Consider the following 25,838-nt stretch of genomic DNA (forward strand, 5'->3'; position numbering starts at 1 on the left):
GCCTCCCATCACGCGTTCGCGTTTGCCCGCATCTGCGCCTTAACGCACAGCTCCGCCGCTTTAAAGGCGTGCTCCTGCGTCATGGCGTTTTCAGTGCGCCGGATACAGTCGAGGATGAGCTGACCAAAGTACGGAAAGCCCACCTTGCCGGCGACGGGATAACGGAATTCCCCCTCTTTATTGACCAGATAGACCACATCCTGCTCGCCGCGAGTGATATCGACATATTTGCGAATTTCGATATAGCCCTCCGTGCCGAGCAGCGTCAGACGTCCATCGCCCCAGGTTGAGAGGCCGCCCGGCGTGAACCAGTCGCAGCGGAAGTAGCCCGTTGCGCCGTTATCGCCCGCCAGCATCGCGTCGCCAAAATCTTCGAATTGTGGATATTGCGGATGATTTACGTTGCGTACCTGGCTTGCCACGATGCGTGCGTCGCTGTTGCCGGTATAGAACAGAAACTGTTCGATCTGATGACTGCCGATGTCGCAGAGAATGCCGCCGAAAAAGCGTCGCTCGTAGAACCAGTCCGGGCGACCGCTACCTTCACGGTGCGGGCCGGTTCCGAGTGTTTGTATGACCTGACCAATCGCCCCCTGTTTCACCAAATCGCCCGCGAAAACGGCACTTTCCACATGCAGGCGTTCGCTGTAGTAGACCGCGTATTTACGCCCGGTTTTCGCCACCATCGCTTTGGCATCCTCCAGTTGATCCAACGTAGTCAGCGGCGCTTTGTCGGTGAAATAGTCTTTCCCGGCTGCCATCACTTTTAGTCCCAGTGGGCAGCGCTCCGAGGGGATTGCCGCACTGGCGACCAGGTTCACCGTTGTGTCATTAAGGATCGTTGCCAGAGAATCAGCGGCCTGCGCCTGCGGATACTGTTGTAAAAAGCTCGCCACTTTTGCCGGATCCGGGTCGTACACCCATTTCAGTGTGGCGCCAGCCTCAATTAACCCATTGCACATGCCGTAGATATGGCCGTGATCGAGTGCCGCTGCGGCAATGATAAATTCGCCGGGCATTACTACTGGCTGAGGTTTCCCGGTCGGGGCATAGTTCATACCGTCATGCTTGTTCATTTTTCCACTCCTGAATCTAAGTCTTTACCCAGCGGGATCGCGGCCACCTCTGCAAAATTGCTCACCGAGGCGGATTTTTCATAAAAATGTGGTGCCTTTTGGAGCAGGCCGCCCGTGCGATAAAACGCGTCGTCGCGCTGAACAGGCAGAGTCACGACCGAACGGGTGATCGCCGATTTGTAGACAGCGGTGATCAATTCCAGCGAGCGTTTGCCCTGTTCACCATCCACCAGCGGTTCGATCTGCTGTTCAATGGCGGTTAACACGTTGTCGATTTGCCCGGTATGCAGCGTCCATCGAAGCGCTGGGGTGGCGTGAAACTGCGATGTCAGACGGTCTTCTCGCGCATTATCGTTTTCTGTCTGTGGAAAACCGTTGTCTGCGGACTGGCTGGCGAACACGTTCCACGGCGCGGAAATGCGCGCTTTCTCACCCTGAATCACAATTTTCTGATCTTCACCGTGATGCACCACGGAGGCGGTCAGTTGGGTCAGCGCGCCATTGGGATACCGGAAGATGGCGGCGCTGAGATCTTCTACTTCCGCATTGTCGTGGGCGACGTTGGTCATCATCGCCACCACTTCGCTGGGAAAACCGAGCATCCACTGGATGGCGTCAATATGGTGCACCGCGTGGTTGAGCGTGCAGCCACCGCCTTCCTTTTCCCACGTGCCGCGCCACCACAGGTCGTAATAGCAGTGCCCGCGCCACCAGAAGGAATCCACCTGGGCGTGACAAATCTTGCCCGCCAGGCCGGAATCTATCGCCGTTTTCAAACGCCAGAAGGCGTCGGTAAAACGGTTTTGCGCGATGACAGACAACGTTTTGCCGCAGGCCCGTTGCGCAGCCATCATCGCGTCACACTCTTCCAGCGACGCGGCCATCGGTTTTTCGCAAAGGACATGTTTGCCGCGGTTCAGGGCATCGATGGCGATTTCCGCGTGGACGTAGGGCGGGGTGCAGACATCCACCAGGTCAACCGCTGTTCCCGCCTCCAGCATTGCCCGATGGCTGGGGTAAACCTGCGCGTCGTGTAGTCCGTAACGCGCTTTCTTCTCTTCGGCCTTTTCGGGGAAAATATCCACCAGGGCGACAATTCGACAGCGCTCCGGAAACGTCAGATAGCCCTGAATGTGCTGATGAGAGATATTCCCCGTTCCAACAATCGCGATATTCAGCATGCTTACACTCCACTGTTACCAGGTTCCGGAAGCATCCAGCGTGCGGCTGGCAACCGTTTTTTCGACCGATGACGCAATATGTTCCTGTAACAGTTGGTAGTAGCGCTGCTCGTCAAAGGGCAGCGTGACCCAGTCGTCTGTCCAGGTGGAAAGATGCATAGCATTGGACAGCGTCAGACCATGAATGCCCTCCTGACCTGGGGCGATGAGCGGTTCGCCATGCAGGATAGCGGCGGTGAAATTACGGGTAATAACAACGTGTTCGCTACACTCCGGGGCGGTAGGGATGATGACTTCCCAGCACTCCGGCTCACCGAAGCCATCTTGCCAGCGGGCGTTAAAGTCTGTTTCAGATTCACGTAACCGCCAGAAACGCAGACGTCCCTCTTCGACAACCACTTTTCCGCGATCGCCGACAATTTCCAGACGGTTGGTGCCCGGTGCTTCGGCGGTGGTGGTGATGAAGACCCCCGTCGCCCCATTCGCGTACTCGGCATACGCCGTCACCTCGTTTTCGACTTCGATCTGCCGATGTTTGCCGAACTGGCAGAAAGCGCGCATCCGCACGGGCATACCGACCAGCCACTGCCAGAGATCGAGTTGATGCGGATCCTGATTCAGCAACACGCCGCCCCCTTCGCCTTTCCAGGTTGCGCGCCAGCCTCCGGAGTTGTAGTAGCTCTGCGAGCGATACCAGTTAGTGATGATCCAGTTGGAGCGGCGCAGTTCGCCGAGTTCGCCGCTGTCGATCAGGTCTTTCACCTTTTGATACAGCGGGTTAGGACGCTGGTTGTACATCATGCTAAAGACCACGTCGCACTCACGGGCGCAGGCGTTCATCTCCTTAACCTGAGCGGTATAAACACCAGCGGGCTTCTCACAGAGCGTGTGGATCCCCAGACGCATGGCCATGATGGACAGCCCAGGATGATCATAGTGCGGTGTCGCGACGATGACGGCATCAATCAGTCCGCTCTCCAGCATGTCGCGCGCGTCGCTGAACAGCGTCACGGAATCACCCACCAACTGGCGGATAGCCGCATGCTTAGCGGCGTTGTTGTCGCAGACGGCAGTCAGGCAGGCGTCATTCACGGCTCCAGCCAGAAGATACCGGGCGTGGACGGTACCGATGTTGCCCACGCCAATAATGCCAAAACGTACTTTTTTCATGTCATGCCTTACTCAGGATCAATGAGGGATAAGCGGAACATAAGAAACGCCTGGAAGGTCGACAACGGGATTTTGTGAGAGCGCTTGCAGGACGCAAAAGAAGTTAGCGAGCTAATTAAAAAGGTGTTTTAGAATCAATGAAGTACGTCTGCAATAATTTGCAAAGATACATTGCGAGCGAGGTCACAGAATGTCGGGCAAGTTGAAAATGGATGAAATTGCCGCCTTAACGGGCTTCTCTGTGAGTACCGTGTCGCGGGTGCTGGGCGGGAAGTCCTACACCAGCGACAAGGCGCGTGAGGCAATAGTGAAATGTGCGCGACAACTGGGTGTTCTCGACTCGCTCGCCAGCGGGCGGCTGTTGATTAACGGCGTCGCCGTCTTTGCTCCGCAGCGCACGTTCACGGCGCAGGGAGATGCTTTTTACCTTGAAGTGACGCGCGGTATTGCTGAAGCGGTCGCTTCACACGATGTCTGGGTGAGTTATTGCGGCCTGGATGAGCAACACGCGGATATCAAAGTCTTTCTGGAGAAGGCCAACCATAAAAATATTAACGCCATCATTCTGATCGGGATTGATGATCCGACGATCCACAAGCTGGCGCTGTCGCTGGAAAAACCCTGTGTGTTGATCAACTCGCAGGACAGAGAAGGGCTGCTGGATTCGGTGTCGCCGGACCATCGGTCGATTGGCAACCGGGCGACGCAGTATCTGTTCGATCAAGGGCACCGACGCATTCTCAACGTCACCAGCCTGCGGCGGGAGACGATGTACTGGCGGCTGGAAGGCATTAAAGAGGTCTATCGTCAGTACCAGATCCCGTTTGATACCCATTGCGATCTGCTGGTGACGGAAGGATTCACTGAGGAGGAAGCGGAGCAGGCGGTTGGCGAATGGCTGCGCGATACGCCGCGTCACGACTGGCCGGAAGTGATTTTCTGCGCCGGCGCGTCGATGTCCACCGGCATCCTGCGTGTACTGAACACCCACGGGGTGCGCGTTCCGGAAGAGATGTCGCTGATGACGACGGGCGTACAGGAACTGGACGCCCGCATCGTGGCGACAGTGAGCAGTATTACTATACCCTGCCGGGCGCTGGGCGTGGAGGCGGTGCATCTGTTGCAGCATCGTCTGAACCGGCCCGGTGCGCCGGTATTTAATCTGTTGCTGAAAGGAATGCTTTCACAGAAAGGTACTGTCGCCAGCGCCACGCGGCATGCGGCCCGCGTGACGGTGGAACGCTGATCTTACGCGTCAGGGGGCAAACAGACGCCAATCCCGCCGATTCCGCAGTAGCCGTACGGGTTTTTGTGCAGATACTGCTGGTGGTCGTCCTCAGCGTAATAGAACGGCGTCGCGTTGCTGATTTCAGTGGTGATGGAACGATGGTCGCCCGCCGCGCGCATGGCGGCCTGGAAGCGTTCAAAACTGGCGCGAGCGGCGCTGTCCTGCTCCGGTGTCAGCGGATAAATAGCGGAACGATATTGGGTGCCGTGGTCGTTGCCCTGTTGCATGCCCTGCGCCGGATCGTGGTTTTCCCAGAAAACCTGGAGCAATTGTTCATAGCTGATGACCGCCGGATCGTACACCACGCGCACCGCTTCGGCGTGGCCTGTTTCACCGGAACAGACTTCCCGGTAGGTGGGATTCGGCGTGTAGCCACCGGTGTACCCCGCAGCCGTGCTGTAAACGCCGGGCAACTGCCAGAACAACCGTTCTACGCCCCAGAAACAGCCCATCGCGAAAAGCGCGATTTCCATCCCTTCAGGGACGTTCGTCATCGAATGTTCGTTGACGGCATGCAGCGTCGCCACGGGCATCGGGGTATTGCGCCCAGGTAATGCATCCGACGGTGAAATCAGGTGCTTTTTATCAAATAGACTCATGGTGCGGTTCTCCCGAAAATCAGTAATTGGGGTTAAGGTTGTAACAAGACGCGTATTTGCACACAATAACCGTTAGGAATGCGTCTACAGTAAACATAAGAAATATTTGGGTAGTCGTCTGTTTTTCAATCCCAGTTGTTGGGTTTTTGTTAAGCCGTGGATTGGCGTTATGATTTTTTCCAGGGGTGGAAATAAGGGATTTCAGGAGAAAAAGTGCCACATATCCGTCAGTTATGCTGGGTGAGCCTGTTGTGTTTAAGCAGTTCTGCCTTTGCCGCGAACGTCCGTCTACAGGTCGAAGGGCTATCAGGAGAACTGGAGAAAAACGTCCGGGCACAACTCTCAACCATCCAGAGTGATGAAGTCACGCCGGACCGGCGCTTTCGCGCGCGCGTGGATGACGCCATCCGCGAAGGGTTAAAGGCGCTCGGCTATTACGAACCGACCATTGATTTCGATCTGCGTCCGCCTCCGGCGAAAGGGCGTCAGGTGCTGGTGGCCAAAGTGACGCCCGGTGAACCGGTGCGCATTGGCGGAACAGAAGTCATTTTACGCGGCGGCGCGCGTACCGACAGAGATTACCTGGATTTGCTGAAAACGCGTCCGGCGATCGGTACGGTGCTCAATCATGGGGACTATGACAGCTTCAAAAAGTCATTAACCAGCGTGGCGCTACGTAAAGGGTATTTCGACAGCGAATTTAATAAGAGCCAGTTGGGTATTGCGCTTGATCGCCATCAGGCGTTCTGGGATATCGACTACGACAGCGGTGAACGTTATCGCTTTGGTCACGTCTCCTTTGAAGGCTCGCAGATCCGCGAGGAGTACCTGCAAAACCTGGTGCCATTCAAAGAAGGGGATGCGTACGAGTCGAAAGAGCTCGGCGAGCTGAACCGTCGACTTTCGGCGACCGGCTGGTTTAACTCCGTGGTTGTCGCGCCCGAATTCGACAAAGCGCGGAAAACCAAAGTGCTGCCGCTGAAGGGCGTGGTGTCGCCGCGAACGGAAAACACCATCGAGACCGGGGTGGGTTATTCCACCGACGTGGGGCCGCGCGTGAAGACCACGTGGAAAAAGCCGTGGATGAACTCTTATGGCCACAGCCTGACGACCAGCGCCAGTATCTCGTCACCTGAACAGCAGTTAGATTTCAGTTATAAAATGCCGCTGCTGAAGAATCCGCTGGAGCAATACTATCTGGTGCAGGGTGGTTTTAAGCGTACCGATCTCAACGATACCGAACAGGACTCCACCACGCTTGCGGTTTCTCGCTACTGGGATCTTTCCAGTGGCTGGCAGCGCGCCATTAACCTGCGCTGGAGTCTCGACCACTTTACTCAGGGGCAGGTGACGAACACCACCATGCTGCTCTATCCTGGCGTGATGATCAGCCGTACCCGTTCGCGCGGTGGTCTGATGCCCACCTGGGGCGACTCCCAGCGTTACTCCATTGATTACTCCAACACCGCCTGGGGTTCCGACGTCGACTTCTCGGTCTTTCAGGCGCAAAACGTCTGGATCCGTTCCTTGTACGATCGTCATCGCTTCGTGATGCGCGGCAATCTCGGCTGGATCGAAACCGGCGATTTCGACAAAGTGCCGCCAGACCTGCGTTTCTTCGCCGGGGGCGACCGCAGTATTCGTGGCTACAAATACAAATCCATTTCACCAAAATACAGCAACGGTGACCTGAAAGGGGCCTCAAAACTGGCAACCGGGTCACTGGAATACCAGTACAACGTCACCGGCAAATGGTGGGGGGCAATGTTTGTCGACAGCGGTGAAGCCGTCAGTGATATCCGTAAAAGCGATTTCAAAACCGGTGCCGGGGTGGGCGTACGCTGGCAGTCTCCGGTCGGGCCAATCAAGCTCGATTTTGCCGTTCCGGTCGGCGATAAAGATGAGCACGGTTTACAGTTTTACATCGGTCTGGGGCCTGAATTATGAGTTTATGGAAGAAGATAAGCCTCGGCGTACTGATTTTTATCCTGCTGTTGCTGGGGACGGTGGCGTTTCTGCTTGGAACGACAACCGGCCTGCATCTGATCTTCAATGCGGCGAACCGCTGGGTGCCGGGCCTGGAAATCGGCCAGGTCACCGGCGGCTGGCGCGATCTGTCACTGAAAAATATCCGCTTTGACCAGCCTGGCGTGGCGGTTAACGCGGGTGAAGTGCATCTGGCGGTGGGGCTGGATTGCCTGTGGAACAGCAGCCTGTGCGTGAACGATCTGTCGCTCAAAGACATAAACGTGGCGATCGACAGTAAAAAAATGCCGCCGTCCGCGCCGGTCGAAGAAGAAGAGAGCGGCCCGCTGAATCTCTCCACGCCGTATCCGGTAACGCTTTCCCGTGTGGCGCTGAACAACGTCAATATTAAAATTGATGACACCACCGTGTCGGTGATGGCGTTTACCTCCGGCCTGCACTGGCAGGAGAGGGATCTGACCCTGAAGCCCACGTCGTTGCAGGGATTGCTGATCGCGCTGCCGAAAGTGGCGGAGGTTGCTCAGGAAGAAGTCGTCGAGCCGAAGATCCAGAACCCGCAGCCGGATGAAAAACCGCTCGGCGAAACGCTGAAAGATTTGTTCTCAAAACCGGTTCTGCCAGAGATGACGGACGTGCATCTGCCGCTCAATCTCAATATTGAAGAGTTCAAAGGCGAGCAACTGCGCGTCACCGGCGATACGGACCTGACGGTGCATAACCTGCTGCTGAAAGTGAGCAGCATCGATGGCAACATGAAACTCGATGCGCTGGACGTTGACTCTAATCAGGGCACGGTTAACGCCAGCGGTACGGCCCAGTTGACCCATAACTGGCCGGTCGATATCACCCTCAACAGCACGCTGAACATGGACCCGCTGAAAGGCGAGAAGGTGAAGCTGAAGGTGGGCGGCGCGCTGCGTGAACAACTGGAAGTGGGGGTAAATCTCTCCGGACCGGTGGCGTTGGATCTGCGTGCCCAGACGCGTCTGGCGGAAGCCGGGCTGCCGTTGAATCTGGAAGTGGTCAGCAAGCAGGTTTACTGGCCGTTTACGGGTGATAAACAGTTCCAGGCTGACGATATCAAACTCAAGCTCACCGGCAAGATGACGGACTATACGCTTTCGATGCGTACGGCGGTGAAAGGACAGGATATCCCGCCGGCGACCATTACGCTTGATGCGAAGGGCAACGAACAGCAGATTAATATCGACAAGCTCAGCGTGGCTGCGCTGGAAGGGAAAACCGAGCTGAAGGCGCTTGTGGACTGGCAGCAGGCGATCAGTTGGCGAGGTGAATTGACGCTGGACGGCATCAATACGGCGAAAGAAGTGCCGGACTGGCCGTCGAAGCTCAATGGTCTGATTAAAACCCGGGGCAGCCTGTATGGCGGTAGCTGGCAGATGGACGTGCCGGAGCTGAAGCTGACCGGTAACGTTAAGCAGAACAAGGTTAACGTTAATGGATCGCTCAAAGGCAATAGCTACATGCAGTGGACGATTCCAGGGCTGCATCTGGAACTGGGGCCAAACAGCGCTGAGGTGAAAGGTGAGCTGGGCGTTAAAGATCTCAATCTGGATGCGACCATTGACGCGCCGGGGCTGGACAACGCCTTGCCGGGACTCGGCGGTACGGCAAAAGGGCTGGTCAAAGTGCGCGGCACGGTTGATGCTCCACAACTGCTGGCGGATATCACCGCCCGTGGACTGCGCTGGCAGGAACTGTCCGTTGCCCAGGTGCGCGTGGAAGGCGACATTAAATCGACCGACCAGATTGCCGGTAACCTTAACGTGCGGGTTGAACGCATTTCGCAGCCCGACGTTAACATCAACCTCGTGACGCTGAACGCCAAAGGGAGCGAAAAGCAACACGAACTGCAACTGCGTGTTCAGGGTGAGCCGGTCTCCGGTCAACTCGATCTGGCCGGGAGCTTTGATCGTAAAGAAGAGCGCTGGAAAGGCTCGCTGAGCAATACCCGCTTCCAGACGCCGGTAGGGCCGTTGACCCTGACCCGCGCCATCGCGCTCGACTACCGTAACCAGGAGCAGAAAATCAGTATCGGGCCACACTGCTGGGCAAACCCGAATGCTGAACTGTGCGTGCCGCAAACTATCGATGCCGGTGCAGAAGGACGGGCGGTGGTGAATCTTAACCGCTTTGATCTGGCGATGCTGAAACCGTTTATGCCGGAGGCGACTCAGGCCACTGGCGTATTCACCGGTAAAGCGGACGTTTCGTGGGACACCACCAAAGAGGGGCTGCCGCAGGGCAATGTCACGCTCTCCGGGCGTAACGTGAAAGTGACGCAGACGGTCAACGACGCGCCGCTGCCGTTAGCGTTCGATACCCTGAACGTGACGGCCGAGCTACGCAACAATCGCGCGGAACTGGGCTGGCTGATCCGCCTGACTAATAACGGACAGCTTGACGGCCAGGTACAGGTGACCGATCCCCAGGGGCGTCGTAACCTGGGCGGCAACGTCAACATTCGCAATGTTAACCTTGCGATGGTGAACCCGATCTTTGCGCGTGGTGAGAAGGCGGCAGGTCTGCTGAGCGCCAATCTGCGTCTGGGCGGTAATGTGCAGAGCCCGCAGATGTTTGGGCAATTGCAACTGAGCGGGCTGGATATTGACGGCAACTTTATGCCGTTTGATATGCAGCCGAGCCAACTGGCGATGAACTTCAACGGCACGCGCTCGACGCTTACCGGAGAGATACGAACCCAGCAGGGGCAGATCAACCTGAGCGGCGACGCTGACTGGAGTCAGATCGATAACTGGCGAGCGCGCGTGGCGGCAAAAGGCAGCCGGGTACGTATCACCGTGCCGCCGATGGTGCGCCTTGATGTTTCTCCGGATGTGGTATTTGAAGCTACGCCGAGTCTGTTCACCCTGGACGGACGGGTGGACGTACCGTGGGCGCGTATTGTGGTACATGACTTGCCAGAAAGCGCGGTGGGCGTTTCCAGCGACGAAGTGATGCTCAATAATGATTTGCAGCCAGAGAAGCCGCAAAGTGCCGGGATCCCGATTAACAGCAATCTGATTGTACACGTCGGTAACAACGTGCGGATGGATGCGTTTGGTCTGAAAGCCCGCCTGACAGGCGATCTGAAAGTGGCGCAGGATAAGCAAGGGCTGGGGCTAAACGGACAGATCAACATTCCGGAAGGTCGCTTCCACGCCTACGGTCAGGATCTGATTGTGCGTAAAGGCGAGCTGTTGTTCTCGGGACCACCGGATCAGCCGTTGCTGAATATCGAAGCCATTCGTAACCCGGAGTCGACAGAGGATGCGGTGATCGCCGGTGTTCGCGTCACCGGAACGGCAGATGAGCCGAAGGCAGAGATCTTCTCTGACCCGGCGATGTCGCAACAGGAAGCGCTCTCTTATCTGCTGCGTGGCCAGGGTTTGAGCAGCGATCAGAGCGACAGTGCCGCAATGACCTCAATGCTTATTGGCCTGGGGGTTGCACAAAGTGGTCAGGTTGTGGGTAAAATCGGGGAGACGTTTGGCGTAAGCAATCTGGCACTGGACACTCAGGGGGTAGGCGACTCCTCCCAGGTCGTGGTCAGCGGATACGTACTGCCAGGTCTGCAGGTGAAATATGGCGTGGGTATATTTGACTCACTGGCGACACTCACGTTACGTTATCGCCTGATGCCTAAGCTATATCTGGAAGCCGTGTCTGGCGTAGATCAGGCACTGGATTTGCTCTATCAGTTTGAGTTTTAGCAATGCGAATATTTGTCTACGGCAGTTTACGAACCAAACAAGGCAACAGCCACTGGATGACCAACGCCCAGTTGCTGGGAAATTACAGTATCGATAACTACCAGTTGTACAGTCTGGGCCACTATCCAGGCGCAGTTCCGGGGAACGGAACGGTACACGGTGAGGTTTATCGTATTGATAATGCGACTCTGGCCGAGCTGGATGCTTTGCGCACCCGCGGCGGTGAATACGCACGCCAGTTGATCCAGACGCCGTACGGCAGTGCATGGATGTACGTGTACCAGCGCCCGGTGGATGGATTAACACTGATCGACAGCGGTAACTGGTTAGACAGAGACCAGTACTGAAACCTACGCGCCACCTTCGGGTGGCGTTGTTTTATGCGAGGTTACTCGCATTTCAGATTGCCACGCTTCTTGTGTTTTTTTTCTCTATTGCCAAAACGCAGGCATAAAAAAACCCTTACTGACCGGTGCCCGGCGTTCAGGGTTTTCAGCGTTCAGCGAACTTATTTCTTCGCGGCGCGCTCGAAGGAAGCAACGATTTCCGCTTTAGCGGCTTCTGCGTTGTCCCAACCGTCCACTTTCACCCACTTGCCTTTTTCGAGATCTTTGTAGTGCTCGAAGAAGTGCGTGATCTGTGCTTTCAGCAGTTCCGGCAGGTCGTTCACATCTTTGATGTGATCGTACTCTTTGCTCAGTTTGGTGTGCGGTACGGCTACCAGTTTCGCATCTTCACCGGATTCGTCGGTCATTTTCAGTACGCCAACCGGACGGCAGCGGATAACGGAGCCAGGTTCCAGCGGATACGGAGTCGGGACCAGAACGTCAACCGGGTCACCGTCCAGAGACAGAGTGTGGTTGATGTAACCGTAGTTGCACGGATAGAACATCGCGGTGGACATGAAGCGGTCAACGAACAGTGCGCCGCTCTCTTTGTCGACTTCGTATTTGATCGGATCTGCGTTAGCCGGGATCTCAATAACAACGTAGATATCTTCCGGCAGGTCTTTACCGGCCGGGACGTTGAGTAAGCTCATGTCTGTTTCCTTTAACTGTGTCGTAAACAAGTGGCGAGTATTATAGCGATCTCGCGCCGAATGTCTTCGCCTGATTTTGTTTTCACTCGCCTTGTACCGGTCTTTTCAGACCACTCGCATGACAGGAAAATCCATATCTTCAGCCGCTTTTTTCATAGTGAAATGGAAGCGATTACAAACTTGTGATTAACGTTCTATTTACTTTTTTGAAGTGTGATGTAACGCAATCCGTTACATGCTCGATTGTCTATAGTTTTTTCGCGACTGTTTCTTAACCAACAATAACCTACCCTACGAGGACACAGTTATGTGGAAGCGCTTACTTTTAGTCACAGCAGTTTCGGCAGCCATGTCGTCTATGGCCATGGCCGCCCCATTAACCGTAGGATTTTCGCAGGTCGGCTCTGAGTCCGGCTGGCGCGCCGCAGAGACCAACGTGGCGAAAAGCGAGGCCGAGAAGCGCGGCATTACGCTGAAAATCGCTGACGGTCAGCAAAAGCAGGAAAACCAGATTAAAGCCGTGCGTTCATTTGTCGCTCAGGGCGTTGACGCCATCTTCATTGCGCCGGTAGTGGCGACAGGATGGGAGCCGGTGCTGAAAGAAGCGAAAGATGCCGAGATCCCGGTCTTTTTGCTCGATCGTTCCATCGATGTAAAAGACAAATCTCTCTATATGACTACCGTTACCGCCAACAACGTGCTTGAAGGTCAACTGATCGGTGACTGGCTGATCAAAGAGGTTAACGGTAAGCCGTGTAATGTGGTTGAGCTGCAGGGCACCGTCGGTGCCAGTGTGGCCATCGATCGTAAGAAAGGGTTTGCCGAAGCCATCGCCAAAGCGCCAAACATCAAAATTATCCGTTCCCAGTCCGGTGACTTCACCCGCAGTAAAGGTAAAGAGGTCATGGAAAGCTTTATCAAAGCGGAGAACAACGGCAAGAACATCTGCATGGTTTACGCCCATAACGATGACATGGTGATCGGGGCTATCCAGGCGATCAAAGAAGCGGGGCTGAAACCGGGCAAAGATATTTTGACCGGCTCTATCGACGGCGTACCGGACATCTATAAGGCGATGATTGACGGTGAAGCAAACGCCAGCGTTGAACTGACGCCGAACATGGCAGGCCCTGCCTTCGACGCACTCGAGAAGTTCAAGAAAGATGGCACCATGCCTGAGAAGGTCACTATCACCAAATCGACGCTGTACCTGCCGGATACCGCGAAAGAAGAGTTAGAGAAGAAGAAAAACATGGGTTATTGATGGGTTGTAGGTACCCGTAGGCCGGATAAGGTGTTTACACCGCCATCCGGCATGACATTGCCTGATGGCGCTTCGCTTATCAGGCCTACGGTCACGCTTTGTACCGGAGGAAAATCATGACGACTGAACAACACCAGGAGATCCTCCGTACAGAGGGATTAAGTAAATTCTTTCCTGGCGTCAAGGCGCTGGATAACGTCGATTTCAGCCTGCGCCGCGGGGAGATCATGGCGTTGCTCGGCGAGAACGGAGCCGGAAAATCCACGCTCATTAAAGCGCTGACCGGCGTCTATCATGCCGATCGCGGTACCATCTGGCTGGAAGGCAGTGCCATCTCCCCCAGAAATACTGCACATGCTCAACAACTGGGCATTGGCACGGTGTATCAGGAAGTGAACCTGCTGCCGAATATGTCGGTGGCGGATAATCTGTTTATTGGTCGTGAACCGCGTCGTTTTGGCCTGCTGCGGCGTAAAGAGATGGAAACGCGCGCCACGGAGTTGATGGCCTCTTACGGCTTTTCCCTCGACGTCCGCGAACCGCTGAACCGCTATTCGGTGGCGATGCAGCAGATCGTGGCTATCTGCCGGGCGATCGATCTTTCCGCTAAAGTCTTGATCCTCGATGAGCCTACCGCCAGCCTTGATACGCAAGAGGTTGAGATGCTGTTCGGCCTGATGCGTCATCTGCGCGATCGCGGCGTGAGTCTGATTTTTGTTACCCATTTTCTTGATCAGGTCTATCAGGTCAGCGATCGGATCACCGTCCTGCGTAACGGCAGTTTTGTCGGCTGCCGTGAAACCCACGAACTGCCGCAGATTGAACTGGTGAAAATGATGCTGGGGCGCGAGCTGGACACTCATGCGTTACAGCGCGCGGGACGTACCTTACTGAGCGACAAACCGGTTGCGGCGTTCAAAAATTTCGGCAGGAAGGGAACGATCGCCCCGTTCAATCTCGACGTTCGTCCCGGTGAGATCGTCGGTCTGGCTGGTCTGCTCGGATCCGGACGCACCGAAACGGCTGAAGTGATCTTCGGCATCAAGCCGGCGGACAGCGGCAGCGCGCAGATCAAAGGCAAAACGCAAACGCTGCGTTCCCCTCACCAGGCGTCATGCCTTGGGATCGGTTTTTGCCCGGAGGACAGGAAAACGGACGGCATTATTGCCGCCGCTTCGGTGCGGGAAAACATTATCCTGGCGCTACAAGCCCAGCGCGGCTGGCTGCGTCCGATTGCGCGCAAAGAACAGAATGATATTGCCGAGCGGTTTATCCGCCAGCTTGGCATTCGCACCCCCAGCGCTGAACAGCCGATCGAATTTCTCTCCGGCGGCAACCAGCAAAAAGTGCTGCTGTCGCGCTGGCTGCTGACTAAGCCACAGTTTCTGATCCTCGATGAACCGACGCGAGGGATCGACGTGGGGGCGCATGCCGAGATCATCCGCCTGATCGAAACCCTGTGCGCTGATGGTCTGGCGTTGCTGGTGATCTCCTCGGAGCTGGAGGAACTGGTGGGATATGCCGATCGGGTGATCATCATGCGTGACCGCAAACAGGTGGCGGAGATCCCGCTGGCTGAACTGTCCGTTCCGGCGATCATGAACGCCATCGCGGCGTAAGGAGACTCTTGTGATGCCTCAATCTCTCCCGCAAACCACGCCGCCGAAGCGACGCTTTCGCTGGCCGACCGGCATGCCGCAACTGATTGCGCTGTTGCTGGTGCTGCTGGTGGACAGCCTCGTCGCTCCCCATTTTTACCAGATTGTGTTGCAGGACGGGCGTCTGTTCGGCAGCCCGATTGATATCCTGAATCGCGCCGCCCCCGTCGCATTGCTGGCGATAGGGATGACGCTGGTGATTGCCACAGGCGGCATTGACCTTTCCGTTGGCGCGGTGATGGCGATTGCCGGGGCCACGACTGCCGCGATGACCGTCGCGGGTCATAGCCTGCCGGTGGTACTGCTTGCTGCGTTGGGGACCGGCGTTCTGGCTGGCCTGTGGAACGGCGTTCTGGTGGCGATCCTCAAAATTCAGCCGTTTGTCGCCACGCTGATCCTGATGGTGGCGGGTCGCGGCGTGGCGCAACTGATCACCTCCGGACAGATTGTCACCTTCAACTCGCCCACGCTCTCCTGGTTCGGCAGCGGTTCGCTGCTGCTGTTCCCTACGCCGGTCATTATTGCGCTGATCACGCTGGTATTCTTCTGGCTGCTGACCCGGCGAACGGCGCTCGGGATGTTTATTGAAGCGGTGGGGATTAATATCCGGGCGGCAAAAAATGCCGGGGTGAACACGCGGGTCATCGTCATGCTCACTTACGTGTTGAGTGGACTGTGCGCGGCGATTGCCGGGATTATCGTCACGGCGGATATTCGCGGCGCTGATGCCAACAACGCCGGATTGTGGCTGGAGCTGGACGCCATTCTGGCGGTGGTGATCGGCGGCGGATCCCTGATGGGAGGGCGTTTTAATCTGCTGTTGTCAGTGGTGGGCGCGCTGATCATCCAGGGGATGAACACCGGGATCCTGCTGTCCGGATTTCCGCCGGAGATGAACCAGGTGGTCAAAGCCATCGTGGTGCTGTGCGTACTCATTGTGCAGTCACAGCGCTTTATCAGTCTGCTAAAAGGAGTGCGTGGTCGTGATAAAACGTAATTTACCGTTAATGATCACCCTCGGGGTTTTCGTGCTGGGTTATCTCTACTGCCTGACCCAGTTCCCCGGCTTTGCTTCCACGCGTGTTATCTGCAACATTCTGACCGATAACGCCTTTCTGGGGATTATTGCCGTGGGGATGACCTTCGTGATCCTCTCCGGCGGGATCGATCTCTCCGTCGGGTCGGTAATCGCCTTTACCGGCGTATTCCTGGCGAAGGCGATCGGTTACTGGGGGATCTCGCCGCTGTTGGCGTTTCCGCTGGTACTGGCGATGGGGTGTGCGTTTGGCGCTTTCATGGGGTTGCTGATCGATGCGCTAAAAATCCCGGCCTTTATCATCACGCTTGCCGGTATGTTCTTTCTGCGCGGGGTCAGTTATCTGGTGTCAGAAGAGTCGATCCCGATTAACCATCCGATTTACGATACGCTTTCCAGTCTGGCGTGGAAAATCCCCGGTGGCGGTCGCCTGAGCGCGATGGGACTGCTGATGCTGGCGGTGGTGGTTATGGGGATTTTCCTCGCGCATCGCACCCGGTTTGGCAACCAGGTGTATGCCATTGGCGGGAATGCGATATCGGCGAACCTGATGGGGATTTCCACTCGCAGCACGACGATCCGTATCTATATGCTGTCGACCGGGCTGGCGACGCTGGCCGGGATTGTCTTTTCGATCTACACCCAGGCCGGCTACGCGCTGGCGGGGGTCGGCGTGGAGCTGGACGCCATCGCTTCGGTGGTGATCGGTGGTACGTTGCTGAGCGGTGGGGTTGGTACGGTTCTTGGAACGCTGTTTGGCGTGGCGATTCAGGGGCTGATCCAGACCTACATTAACTTCGACGGTACGCTCAGTTCATGGTGGACGAAAATTGCCATTGGCGTTTTATTGTTTATTTTCATTGCATTGCAGCGCGGCCTGACGGTGCTCTGGGAAAATAGACAGAGTTCGCCGGTCACGCGTATTTCTGCAACAGAAAGCCAGCGCTGACGCAGTCTGGCCGACACAGTCCAGGACAGAACAGGCGGTTTTTGCTACAGTGCCTGTTTTACGGCAAGTGGGTTGGATATGGCTTCATTAAAGGATGTTGCGCGCCTGGCGGGGGTGTCGATGATGACTGTCTCCCGGGTAATGAATAATGCGGAATCAGTACGCCCTGCAACGCGTGACAGCGTGTTGCAGGCTATCCAGACCCTGAATTATGTTCCCGATCTTTCCGCCCGCAAGATGCGTGCTCAGGGGCGTAAGCCGTCGACCCTTGCTGTGCTGGCACAGGATACAGCCACCACTCCTTTCTCAGTCGATATCCTGCTTGCCATTGAACAAACAGCCAGCGAGTTCGGCTGGAACAGTTTTTTAATCAACATTTTTTCTGATGATGATGCCGCCCGTGCGGCGCGCCAACTGCTTGCTCACCGGCCGGATGGCATTATCTATACCACGATGGGGCTACGGCATATCACGCTACCTGAAGTTCTGCATGGCGAAAATATCGTTCTGGCGAACTGTGTGGCGGACGATCCCGCGTTACCCAGCTATATCCCTGATGATTACGCCGCGCAGTATGAGGCAACCCGGTATTTGATCGCAGCGGGATATCGTCAGCCATTATGCTTCTGGTTACCCGAAGGCGCGCTGGCGACAGGGTATCGTCGACAGGGATTTGAACAGGCCTGGCGTGATGCCGGACGGGATCTGGCGGATGTGAAGCAATTTCACATGGCGATGGGGGACGATCACTATACCGATCTTGCGGGTTTACTGAACGCCCGCATTCCCTCGGGTAAACCCGATTTTGATGTCCTGATTTGTGGTAACGATCGCGCCGCCTTTGTGGCTTATCAGGTTCTTCTGGCGAAAGGGATCCGCATCCCACAGGATGTTGCTGTTATGGGGTTTGATAACCTGGTGGGCGTCGGGCATCTGTTTTTGCCTCCATTGACCACAATGCAGCTTCCACACGATATTATCGGGCGGGAAGCGGCATTGCATGTGATTGAAGGACGCACCGGCGGCGGCCAGAAACGGATCCCTTGTCCGCTGCTGATCCGTTGTTCCGCCTGATCGTTGGTTACCCCAGTAGCCAGAGTCTGCCTTGCAGCAGTGTGGCTTCTCCATGAGCGGCATAGAGAGACAGTTCTCGTTCCTCTGGCTGCGGATAGATTCGGCTGCTCATGACCGCTTCCCCATCATTAATGAATACCTCAATGGATGACTTATCGATAAAGATCCTCAGATCGAGGGGTTCATCCTGCGTAAGGGGAATACTACGGTAACCATCTATGTTTTCTTGTGGGTAATACCGCCACAAAACGAGCCGTCCGGACTGATTATCGATATACAGTCGCATCCCAGTGCCGAGTTGTAACCCGTAATGTTCGGCATGACTTTTCTGACAATCCCAGCGTAATTGAATTTCGACCGCTTGTGCGTTTTCCTGCAAAACGCGTTTGCTGTCGATTTTGTCGGCAGGCACAGGTTGGTACAGCTGGCGTAACGACTCTGCTTCCCGCACCGGGCGCTGGATGAGTTTGCCGTTGCTCTCAGAGAGCTCCCGAGCCAGCGTCATACAACCTGCCCAACCTTCACGTTTTGATGGCATTGACGATTCCCACATATCCATCCAGCCGATGATGATGCGCCTGCCATCTTTAGCGCAAAAGCTTTGCGGCGCATAAAAATCATGCCCGTGATCGAGTTCAGTAAAAGGGCCCGACTGGGCAAAGATCCGTCCAGGAGACCAGAACCCAGGGATGACTCCGCTCTGAAAGCGATTCCGGTTACGGTATCCTTCCGCCTTCATTCCTTGTGGTGAAAACATCAGGTAATGGTGTTCACCAGGACGGAAAAAGTCTGGACACTCCCACATGTAGCTTTCACCTGCGTGGGCATGCGCCAGTACGCGATCGAAGGTCCATTCACGCAATGATTTACCACGATAAAGTAAGATCTGCCCGGTGTTACCAGGATCTTTTGCACCTACCACCATCCACCAGGTGTTTGCTTCTCGCCAGACTTTAGGATCGCGAAAATGCATAATTCCTTCCGGCGGGGTCAGCACCACACCCTGTTTTTCAAAATGGATCCCATCCCGACTGGTTGCCAGACACTGCACTTCACGAATGGCGTCATCATTGCCTTCGCCTGCAAGCCAGGTATGGCCGGTGTAGATGAGCGATAACACACCGTTGTCATCGACGGCACTGCCCGAAAAACATCCATCTTTGTCATCCTCATCGCCAGGTGCCAGCGCAATAGGCTCATGACACCAGTGGATCATATCTTCACTGGTGGCATGTCCCCAGTGCATAGGCCCCCAGTGTTCGTTGAATGGGTGATGCTGATAAAACGCGTGATAGCGATCGTTAAACCAGATTAGCCCGTTGGGATCGTTCATCCACCCAGCCGGAGGCGCGAGGTGAAAATGAGGATAGAAGGTGTTACCCCGGCGCTCGCGAAGTTGTGCCAGCGCCTTATGCGCCGCATGTAAACGAGATTGCGTCATCTTACATCATCCTGGTTCAGCAAATTTGTTGAATTGTTAACGTTAACTTTTGCAAAAATAAAGTCCTTATTTTTCCTAAATGTGATGATATTCGCAAATGTTAACGTTAACTATGCAGTTTTGTGATCGATTATGCATGTTGGGGCAAATTGATGACGGTTTTGCGAAAAAGCGGTTTATCACTGTGCGTAAGCCAGATGAATTTGAGGAAAAAAAATGTCAGCCAAAGTATGGGTCTTAGGTGATGCGGTCATGGATCTCTTGCCTGAATCTGATGGGCGGCTACTGCCTTGTCCGGGAGGCGCGCCGGCTAACGTTGCGGTGGGGATAGCCAGATTAGGTGGAGCGAGTGGATTTATAGGGCGTGTGGGGGATGATCCTTTTGGCACGTTGTTAAGAAGAACGCTGCAAGCGGAAGGGGTTGATACGTCACTGTTGACGTCGGACGAATGGCACCGGACATCGACTGTGCTCGTCGATCTTAATGAGCAAGGAGAGCGTTCTTTTACATTCATGGTTCGCCCCAGCGCCGATCTTTTTCTGGAGGCAACCGATTTGCCCGAATGGCGGCGCGGCGAATGGCTACATCTTTGTTCAATCGCCCTGTCTGCCGAACCTTCACGTACCAGTGCTTTTATTGCGATGTCAGCGCTTCGACGCGCAGGCGGCTTTGTCAGCTTCGATCCCAATATCCGTGACGATCTTTGGCAAGACAAACAGTTGCTGCGCTTGTGTCTGTTGCAGGCACTTCAACTGGCAGACGTGGTCAAGCTGTCGGAAGACGAATGGCAGCTTATCAGCAAAAACGCTCTGCGCGATCGGGATATCTGCGCTCTGGCAACCGAGCATGACATTACCATGCTGTTGGTGACGAAAGGGGCTGATGGTGTGGTGGTCTGCTACCGCGGGGAGGTTCACCACTTTGCCGCGGTACCCGTGAATTGTGTGGACAGCACCGGAGCGGGTGATGCGTTTGTCGCCGGATTACTGGCGGGCCTGGCTGCTGAAGGCTTCCCTGCGCATGAGGGCGAATTACAACACATTATAGAACTCGCTCAACGCTGTGGAGCGCTTGCGGTAACGGCGAAAGGGGCGATGACAGCGCTGCCGCATCGACAAGAGCTGGAACGGTGTAAGTAAACAATGAGGCCGATTTTGCCTCTGAACAGGACGTGATTTTCGTTAACGACAGGCAGGTAATTATGGCATTGAAGATTCCATTCAGAAATGCGTACTATCGTTTTGCATCCAGTTACTCATTTCTCTTTTTTATTTCCTGGTCACTGTGGTGGTCGTTATATGCCATCTGGCTGAAAGGGCATCTGGGGTTAACAGGGACTGAATTAGGCACACTTTATTCGGTCAACCAGTTTACCAGCATGCTGTTTATGGTGGCCTACGGGATTATTCAGGATAAGCTCGGCCTGAAAAAACCTCTCATCTGGTGTATGAGTTTCATCCTGGTCCTGACGGGGCCGTTCATGATTTACGTTTACGAACCGCTACTGCAAAGCCATTTTTCTGTCGGGTTGGTTCTGGGATCGCTCTTTTTTGGCCTGGGGTATCTGGCGGGCTGTGGACTGCTTGACAGTTTCACCGAAAAAATGGCGCGGAGTTTTCATTTTGAATATGGAACCGCGCGTGCCTGGGGGTCGTTTGGTTATGCCATTGGCGCATTTTTTGCTGGCATCTTTTTCAGCATTAATCCCCATATCAACTTTTGGCTGGTCTCGCTATTTGGCGCCGTGTTTATGATGATCAACATGCGCTTCAAAGATCAGGAGCAGCAGTGCGTAACGGCTGAAGCGGGTGGGGTAAAAAAAGAGGATTTTATCGCGGTCTTCAAAGATCGTAACTTCTGGATCTTCGTTGTGTTTATTGTGGGGACGTGGTCTTTTTATAACATTTATGATCAACAGCTCTTTCCGGTGTTTTATGCAGGTCTGTTCGAATCACACGATGTTGGAACGCGCGTATATGGATATCTGAACTCGTTCCAGGTCGTACTTGAAGCACTGTGCATGGCGAGTATTCCCTTCTTTGTTAATCGGGTGGGGCCAAAAAATGCATTACTCATCGGCGTGGTGATTATGGCACTGCGTATCCTTTCTTGCGCTTTGTTCGTTAATCCCTGGCTCATTTCGCTGGTGAAGCTCCTGCATGCTATTGAAGTTCCACTTTGCGTCATCTCGGTATTCAAATACAGCGTTGCGAACTTTGATAAACGACTGTCATCGACAATCTTTTTGATTGGTTTTCAGATTGCCAGTTCTCTGGGGATCGTATTGCTTTCAACACCAATAGGGATTCTCTTTGACCTCGCAGGCTACCAGACCGTGTTTTTCGCCATCTCGGGTATCGTCTGCTTGATGCTGCTTTTTGGCATTTTCTTCCTGAGTAAAAAACGAGAACCGCCCGTGCTGGAACCTTCACTGAATTCAGCGACATAAACGTAAACTTTTTCCGGTTGTTGTCGATAGTTTCTGTATATCCTTCAACCGGAAAATAACAATGCCAAAATCTCTCTCCCTACGAAATACCCTGTTGGTTTTATTGTCGCTTATCACCTTATTGCTCCTGATGACAGGCGGTATGGGGATTTACGCTTCCACGCGTATCATTACCTCATGGATCTATTATGGGGTGATGACCGCGACGACGCTGACGGCCATCGCCCTGCTGGCGGTGGTTTGGCTATTACTGCGCAATAAGCTCCTGAAACCGCTAGATAATGTGGTTGAGCAACTCGAACGCCTGGCGACAGGGGATTTATCGGCGGTGGAAAGCCGCTATGCCAGCGCCGAATTTAATCGCCTGCAGGCTGCGCTCGAAGGGATGCGGGTGGCGCTGAGCGAGTCCGTCAAACGCGTCCGTGATGCCAGTTCGCAGATCGATACCGGCAGTCGCGAACTGACGGCGGGTAATATTCATCTGGCGACACGCACCGAATCGACTGCGACCTCGCTGGAACAAACTGCCGCCAGCATGGAGGAGCTCACCGCGACGGTGAAACAGAATGCGGAAAACGCCGATCAGGCGCATCAACTGGCGAAATCCGTTTCTGATACCGCCGATCGCGGCAGTGAAATGGTGTGCTATGTCATCGAAAAAATGCGCGACATTTCCGGTAGTGCGAACCGTATTGCCGATATTCTTGGCGTGATCGACGGGATTGCGTTCCAGACCAATATTCTGGCGCTGAACGCCTCGGTTGAAGCGGCGCGCGCGGGAGAGCAGGGACGTGGTTTTGCCGTGGTGGCAGGCGAAGTGCGCAATCTGGCAAGCCGCAGCGCGGAGGCCGCGAAAGAGATCCGCACGCTCATCGGCGATTCACAGTCGCAGGTGGGTGAGGGCAGCGATCTGGCGATGCAGGCGGGTGAAACGATGGATGAGATTGCCAGCGAAGTGATGCGGATGACTAAACTGATGCGGGAAATTGCCAGCGCGTCACAGGAGCAGAGTCGCGGTATCGAACAGGTGAATATTGCGGTGAGCCAGATGGATGAAACGGCGCAGCAGAATGCGGCTCTGGTACAACAGTCCTCTGCGGCAACCCGCTCACTGGAAGAGCAGTCGCATGCGCTCATTGAAGCAATGGCGTCGTTTAAATTACAGACCGCCTGATGTGAAATGCCGGATGACGACGTTGACACGTCTTATCCGGCCTACGCAGCTATTGTAGGCCGGATAAGCGCTAGCGCCATCCGGCAAGGGTTTTACGCGTCCGGGAACTCCCGGATAAAGCGTTCCACATCTTCAACCATATGGTTGTTGCCGACGAAGAACGAACGGCGCTGGTGCAGGCTTTCCGGAGTGATATCCAGAATACGCTCTTTCCCGTCGCTCGCTTTACCACCTGCTTGCTCTGCGAGGAATGCCATTGGGTTGCACTCATACAGCAGACGCAGTTTTCCTTCCGGGTGGCTGGCGGTGCTTGGGTAAAGATAAATCCCGCCTTTCAGCAGGTTACGGTGGAAGTCAGCAACCAGTGAGCCGATGTAGCGTGAGGTGTACGGGCGCTGCGTGGACTTATCCTCTTCCTGGCAGAACTTGATGTACTTCTTCACACCGTTCGGGAATTTAATGTAGTTGCCTTCGTTAATGGAGTAAGTGTTGCCTTTCTCCGGGAAGCGCATACGCTCCTGACACAGGCAGAACACACCCAGCGACGGATCGTAGGTAAAGGCGTGGACACCGCAGCCGGTGGTGTAAACCAGCATGGTGGAGGAGCCGTACACCACGTAACCCGCAGCAACTTGTTTGTTGCCTGGTTGCAGGAAATCCTCTTCAGTGACCGGTGTGCCAACAGGCGTCACGCGGCGGTAGATAGAGAAAATAGTCCCGACAGAGACGTTAACATCGATGTTGGACGAGCCATCCAGCGGATCCATCAGTACCACGTATTTCGCGTGTTCACAGCCTTCGAAAACGACGATTTCATCTTCTTCTTCAGAGGCAATGCCCGCGACGATATCACGCGCCTTGAGTGCAGCTTTCAGTTTTTCGTTCGCGAACAGGTCGAGTTTCTGCTGAACCTCGCCCTGCACGTTCTCAGCACCGCTGGCACCCAGGATATCGACCAGACCGGCCTTGTTGATATCGCGGTGGATGATCTTGGCGCCCAGCTTTATTGCCGACAACAACGCAGTGAGCTCACCTGTAGCATGAGAGAACTCGTGCTGCTTTTCGACAATAAATTCACCTAACGTTTTCATAACACTTTCCCTGCAATTAATATGGAGTAAAGCGACCGTAACAATCTTAACAAATATTTCAGTGGCTGCGCTCAGGTGAATCGCGCCAGCAAACTACGGATTATCCTGAAATGCGTTTCTCACTTGCCTGACATATGCGTAAAATGCCCCCTGGGTTAAATTAGGATAGTGACGTATGCGCATTCATATTTTGGGAATTTGTGGCACGTTCATGGGCGGTCTGGCGATGCTGGCGCGCTCGCTCGGTCATGAAGTAACGGGTTCGGACGCCAATGTGTATCCGCCGATGAGTACCTTACTTGAGAACCAGGGGATCTCCCTGATTCAGGGTTATGACCCCAGTCAGCTCGATCCGCAACCGGACCTGGTGATCATTGGCAATGCCATGACCCGTGGCAATCCGTGCGTTGAAACGGTACTGGAGAAGAACATTCCGTTTATGTCCGGTCCGCAGTGGCTGCATGACTTTGTGCTGCGCGATCGTTGGGTGCTGGCCGTCGCGGGAACGCACGGTAAAACCACTACCGCGGGTATGGCGACATGGATTCTGGAAGTCTGCGGTTATAAGCCTGGTTTTGTGATTGGCGGCGTACCGGGGAATTTTGACGTTTCTGCGCGTCTGGGCGAAAGCGACTTTTTCGTGATTGAAGCGGATGAGTACGACTGCGCCTTCTTCGATAAACGCTCCAAATTCGTACATTACTGCCCGCGTACGTTGATCCTCAACAACCTTGAGTTTGATCATGCAGATATCTTTGACGATCTGAAAGCGATCCAGAAGCAGTTCCACCACCTGGTCCGCATCGTACCGGGTCAGGGGCGTATCATCTATCCTGAGCACGACATCAATCTGAAGCAGACGATGGCGATGGGGTGCTGGAGCGAACAGGAACTGGTGGGCGAGCAGGGCCACTGGCAGGCGAAAAAGCTGAACGTCGATGCCTCGGAATGGGAAGTGTGGCTGGACGGTGAGAAGGTCGGTGACGTGAAGTGGTCGCTGGTCGGTGAACACAACATGCATAACGGTCTGATGGCCATTGCCGCGGCTCGTCACGTTGGCGTACCACCGGGAGAGGCAGCCAATGCGCTGGGATCGTTCATCAACGCCCGTCGTCGTCTTGAACTGCGCGGCGAAGCGAACGGTGTCTCGGTCTATGATGACTTCGCTCATCACCCGACAGCCATTCTCGCAACGCTGGCGGCGCTGCGCGGCAAAGTGGGAGGAACGGCGCGCATCATCGCCGTGCTGGAGCCGCGTTCTAACACCATGAAGATGGGGCTGTGTAAAGACGATCTGGCACCGTCATTAGGTCGTGCGGACGAAGTGTATCTGCTGCAGCCGCCGCATATTCCGTGGCAGGTCGCAGAAGTGGCGGAAGCCTGCATTCAGCCAGCCCACTGGAGTGGTGATGTTGATACGCTGGCAGAGATGATCGTGAAAACGGCGCAGCCTGGCGATCACATTCTGGTGATGAGTAACGGCGGGTTTGGTGGTATTCACCAGAAACTGCTGGATGGTCTGGCGAAAAAAGCCGAAGCGCAAGCCGAAGAGTAACAAAAAAGGCCCGGTGGCGCTGACGCTTACCGGGCCTACAAGCACGTAGGCCGGATAAGACGTTTCGCGTCGC

20 protein-coding genes are annotated in these 25,838 nt (G+C 55.0%); 13 read left to right on the forward strand and 7 right to left on the reverse strand.

The genetic code is table 11. The features are described 5' to 3' along the window. Window positions 1-8 precede the first annotated feature (8 nt). Genes I6L53_RS02540 through I6L53_RS02550 form a run of 3 tightly spaced genes read right to left on the reverse strand, consistent with a single transcriptional unit; the run spans window position 9 to window position 3,427 of the window. The gene (locus tag I6L53_RS02540; protein WP_042321565.1) at window positions 9-1,076 is read right to left on the reverse strand and encodes a Gfo/Idh/MocA family protein; all 1,068 of its coding nucleotides are present in this window, start codon (window positions 1,074-1,076) and stop codon (window positions 9-11) included. After that, window positions 1,073-2,257: a Gfo/Idh/MocA family protein gene (locus tag I6L53_RS02545; protein WP_042321567.1), complete on the reverse strand. Its 1,185-nt coding sequence runs from the start codon at window positions 2,255-2,257 to the stop codon at window positions 1,073-1,075. Before I6L53_RS02545 ends, I6L53_RS02540 begins: the two co-directional genes overlap by 4 nt. Window positions 2,258-2,272: 15 nt before the next feature. Beyond that, window positions 2,273-3,427 carry a Gfo/Idh/MocA family protein gene (locus tag I6L53_RS02550; RefSeq protein ID WP_042321570.1) on the reverse strand — a complete coding sequence of 385 codons (1,155 nt, stop codon included), beginning with the start codon at window positions 3,425-3,427 and terminating at the stop codon, window positions 2,273-2,275. A gap of 190 nt (window positions 3,428-3,617) precedes the next feature. On the opposite strand from I6L53_RS02550, the gene I6L53_RS02555 reads away from it, so the two are divergent. Then, window positions 3,618-4,673 (forward strand): LacI family DNA-binding transcriptional regulator, encoded by a 1,056-nt coding sequence (locus tag I6L53_RS02555; protein ID WP_042321572.1) that lies wholly within the window; start codon window positions 3,618-3,620, stop codon window positions 4,671-4,673. 2 nt (window positions 4,674-4,675) lie between these two features. Here the strand turns inward: I6L53_RS02555 and msrA are convergent, their stop codons facing one another. Next, window positions 4,676-5,314: a peptide-methionine (S)-S-oxide reductase MsrA gene (gene msrA / locus I6L53_RS02560; protein WP_042321574.1), complete on the reverse strand. Its 639-nt coding sequence runs from the start codon at window positions 5,312-5,314 to the stop codon at window positions 4,676-4,678. Between the two features lie 213 nt (window positions 5,315-5,527). On the opposite strand from msrA, the gene tamA reads away from it, so the two are divergent. Genes tamA through I6L53_RS02575 form a run of 3 tightly spaced genes read left to right on the forward strand, consistent with a single transcriptional unit; the run spans window position 5,528 to window position 11,381 of the window. Then, a complete protein-coding gene (gene tamA, locus I6L53_RS02565; RefSeq protein ID WP_042321576.1) occupies window positions 5,528-7,261 on the forward strand; it encodes an autotransporter assembly complex protein TamA in 1,734 nt (577 codons plus the stop codon). Next, window positions 7,258-11,034: an autotransporter assembly complex protein TamB gene (tamB, locus tag I6L53_RS02570; RefSeq protein WP_042321578.1), complete on the forward strand. Its 3,777-nt coding sequence runs from the start codon at window positions 7,258-7,260 to the stop codon at window positions 11,032-11,034. The genes tamA and tamB overlap by 4 nt, the downstream gene beginning before the upstream one ends. A gap of 2 nt (window positions 11,035-11,036) precedes the next feature. Continuing rightward, window positions 11,037-11,381 carry a gamma-glutamylcyclotransferase family protein gene (locus tag I6L53_RS02575; protein WP_042321581.1) on the forward strand — a complete coding sequence of 115 codons (345 nt, stop codon included), beginning with the start codon at window positions 11,037-11,039 and terminating at the stop codon, window positions 11,379-11,381. Window positions 11,382-11,542: 161 nt separating this feature from the next. On the opposite strand, the gene ppa is transcribed toward I6L53_RS02575, so the two are convergent. Next, a complete protein-coding gene (gene ppa / locus I6L53_RS02580) occupies window positions 11,543-12,073 on the reverse strand; it encodes an inorganic diphosphatase (RefSeq protein WP_023478348.1) in 531 nt (176 codons plus the stop codon). Between the two features lie 307 nt (window positions 12,074-12,380). Here ppa and ytfQ point away from each other — a divergent pair, with 307 nt between their 5' ends. The 5 genes from ytfQ to I6L53_RS02605 all read left to right on the forward strand — a co-directional run bounded on the left by ytfQ (window position 12,381) and on the right by I6L53_RS02605 (window position 18,054). Next, window positions 12,381-13,337: a galactofuranose ABC transporter substrate-binding protein YtfQ gene (gene ytfQ / locus I6L53_RS02585; protein WP_042321586.1), complete on the forward strand. Its 957-nt coding sequence runs from the start codon at window positions 12,381-12,383 to the stop codon at window positions 13,335-13,337. A gap of 116 nt (window positions 13,338-13,453) precedes the next feature. Beyond that, entirely contained in the window at window positions 13,454-14,956 is a 1,503-nt protein-coding gene (gene ytfR / locus I6L53_RS02590; protein ID WP_042321588.1) for a galactofuranose ABC transporter, ATP-binding protein YtfR, read from the forward strand. 13 nt (window positions 14,957-14,969) lie between these two features. Then, on the forward strand, window positions 14,970-15,992 hold the full coding sequence (gene ytfT, locus I6L53_RS02595) for a galactofuranose ABC transporter, ATP-binding protein YtfT (protein ID WP_042321590.1): 1,023 nt from the start codon (window positions 14,970-14,972) through the stop codon (window positions 15,990-15,992). Further along, window positions 15,979-16,980, forward strand: a complete 1,002-nt coding sequence (gene yjfF, locus I6L53_RS02600; RefSeq protein ID WP_042321592.1) for a galactofuranose ABC transporter, permease protein YjfF — start codon at window positions 15,979-15,981, stop codon at window positions 16,978-16,980. The genes ytfT and yjfF overlap by 14 nt, the downstream gene beginning before the upstream one ends. A gap of 78 nt (window positions 16,981-17,058) precedes the next feature. Next, a complete protein-coding gene (locus I6L53_RS02605) occupies window positions 17,059-18,054 on the forward strand; it encodes a LacI family DNA-binding transcriptional regulator (RefSeq protein ID WP_042321595.1) in 996 nt (331 codons plus the stop codon). Window positions 18,055-18,061: 7 nt separating this feature from the next. Here I6L53_RS02605 and cscA read toward each other — a convergent pair whose 3' ends face one another. Beyond that, window positions 18,062-19,495, reverse strand: a complete 1,434-nt coding sequence (gene cscA, locus I6L53_RS02610; RefSeq protein WP_042321597.1) for a sucrose-6-phosphate hydrolase — start codon at window positions 19,493-19,495, stop codon at window positions 18,062-18,064. Window positions 19,496-19,711: 216 nt separating this feature from the next. Between cscA and I6L53_RS02615 the strand changes: the two genes are divergently transcribed. The 3 genes from I6L53_RS02615 (at window position 19,712) to I6L53_RS02625 (ending at window position 23,119) form a co-directional block, all read left to right on the forward strand. Beyond that, window positions 19,712-20,635, forward strand: a complete 924-nt coding sequence (locus I6L53_RS02615; RefSeq protein ID WP_042321601.1) for an aminoimidazole riboside kinase — start codon at window positions 19,712-19,714, stop codon at window positions 20,633-20,635. A 62-nt stretch (window positions 20,636-20,697) separates the two neighbouring features. Continuing rightward, on the forward strand, window positions 20,698-21,945 hold the full coding sequence (locus tag I6L53_RS02620) for an oligosaccharide MFS transporter (RefSeq protein ID WP_042321603.1): 1,248 nt from the start codon (window positions 20,698-20,700) through the stop codon (window positions 21,943-21,945). Between the two features lie 61 nt (window positions 21,946-22,006). After that, on the forward strand, window positions 22,007-23,119 hold the full coding sequence (locus I6L53_RS02625; RefSeq protein WP_084196614.1) for a methyl-accepting chemotaxis protein: 1,113 nt from the start codon (window positions 22,007-22,009) through the stop codon (window positions 23,117-23,119). A gap of 92 nt (window positions 23,120-23,211) precedes the next feature. On the opposite strand, the gene fbp is transcribed toward I6L53_RS02625, so the two are convergent. Beyond that, a complete protein-coding gene (gene fbp, locus I6L53_RS02630; RefSeq protein ID WP_042321606.1) occupies window positions 23,212-24,210 on the reverse strand; it encodes a class 1 fructose-bisphosphatase in 999 nt (332 codons plus the stop codon). Between the two features lie 175 nt (window positions 24,211-24,385). On the opposite strand from fbp, the gene mpl reads away from it, so the two are divergent. Next, window positions 24,386-25,765: a UDP-N-acetylmuramate:L-alanyl-gamma-D-glutamyl-meso-diaminopimelate ligase gene (gene mpl, locus I6L53_RS02635; RefSeq protein ID WP_042321608.1), complete on the forward strand. Its 1,380-nt coding sequence runs from the start codon at window positions 24,386-24,388 to the stop codon at window positions 25,763-25,765. Window positions 25,766-25,838 lie beyond the last annotated feature (73 nt).

This window comes from Citrobacter farmeri (genome assembly GCF_019048065.1).
Lineage (GTDB): Bacteria > Pseudomonadota > Gammaproteobacteria > Enterobacterales > Enterobacteriaceae > Citrobacter_A > Citrobacter_A farmeri.

Coding starts and splice junctions, on each gene's coding strand:
- I6L53_RS02540 (WP_042321565.1), bottom strand. CDS start 1,076: ATGAACAAGCATGACGGTATGAACTATGCCCCGACCGGGAAACCTCAG.
- I6L53_RS02545 (WP_042321567.1), bottom strand. CDS start 2,257: ATGCTGAATATCGCGATTGTTGGAACGGGGAATATCTCTCATCAGCAC.
- I6L53_RS02550 (WP_042321570.1), bottom strand. CDS start 3,427: ATGAAAAAAGTACGTTTTGGCATTATTGGCGTGGGCAACATCGGTACC.
- I6L53_RS02555 (WP_042321572.1), top strand. CDS start 3,618: ATGTCGGGCAAGTTGAAAATGGATGAAATTGCCGCCTTAACGGGCTTC.
- msrA (WP_042321574.1), bottom strand. CDS start 5,314: ATGAGTCTATTTGATAAAAAGCACCTGATTTCACCGTCGGATGCATTA.
- tamB (WP_042321578.1), top strand. CDS start 7,258: ATGAGTTTATGGAAGAAGATAAGCCTCGGCGTACTGATTTTTATCCTG.
- I6L53_RS02575 (WP_042321581.1), top strand. CDS start 11,037: ATGCGAATATTTGTCTACGGCAGTTTACGAACCAAACAAGGCAACAGC.
- ppa (WP_023478348.1), bottom strand. CDS start 12,073: ATGAGCTTACTCAACGTCCCGGCCGGTAAAGACCTGCCGGAAGATATC.
- ytfQ (WP_042321586.1), top strand. CDS start 12,381: ATGTGGAAGCGCTTACTTTTAGTCACAGCAGTTTCGGCAGCCATGTCG.
- ytfR (WP_042321588.1), top strand. CDS start 13,454: ATGACGACTGAACAACACCAGGAGATCCTCCGTACAGAGGGATTAAGT.
- ytfT (WP_042321590.1), top strand. CDS start 14,970: ATGCCTCAATCTCTCCCGCAAACCACGCCGCCGAAGCGACGCTTTCGC.
- I6L53_RS02605 (WP_042321595.1), top strand. CDS start 17,059: ATGGCTTCATTAAAGGATGTTGCGCGCCTGGCGGGGGTGTCGATGATG.
- cscA (WP_042321597.1), bottom strand. CDS start 19,495: ATGACGCAATCTCGTTTACATGCGGCGCATAAGGCGCTGGCACAACTT.
- I6L53_RS02615 (WP_042321601.1), top strand. CDS start 19,712: ATGTCAGCCAAAGTATGGGTCTTAGGTGATGCGGTCATGGATCTCTTG.
- I6L53_RS02620 (WP_042321603.1), top strand. CDS start 20,698: ATGGCATTGAAGATTCCATTCAGAAATGCGTACTATCGTTTTGCATCC.
- I6L53_RS02625 (WP_084196614.1), top strand. CDS start 22,007: ATGCCAAAATCTCTCTCCCTACGAAATACCCTGTTGGTTTTATTGTCG.
- fbp (WP_042321606.1), bottom strand. CDS start 24,210: ATGAAAACGTTAGGTGAATTTATTGTCGAAAAGCAGCACGAGTTCTCT.
- mpl (WP_042321608.1), top strand. CDS start 24,386: ATGCGCATTCATATTTTGGGAATTTGTGGCACGTTCATGGGCGGTCTG.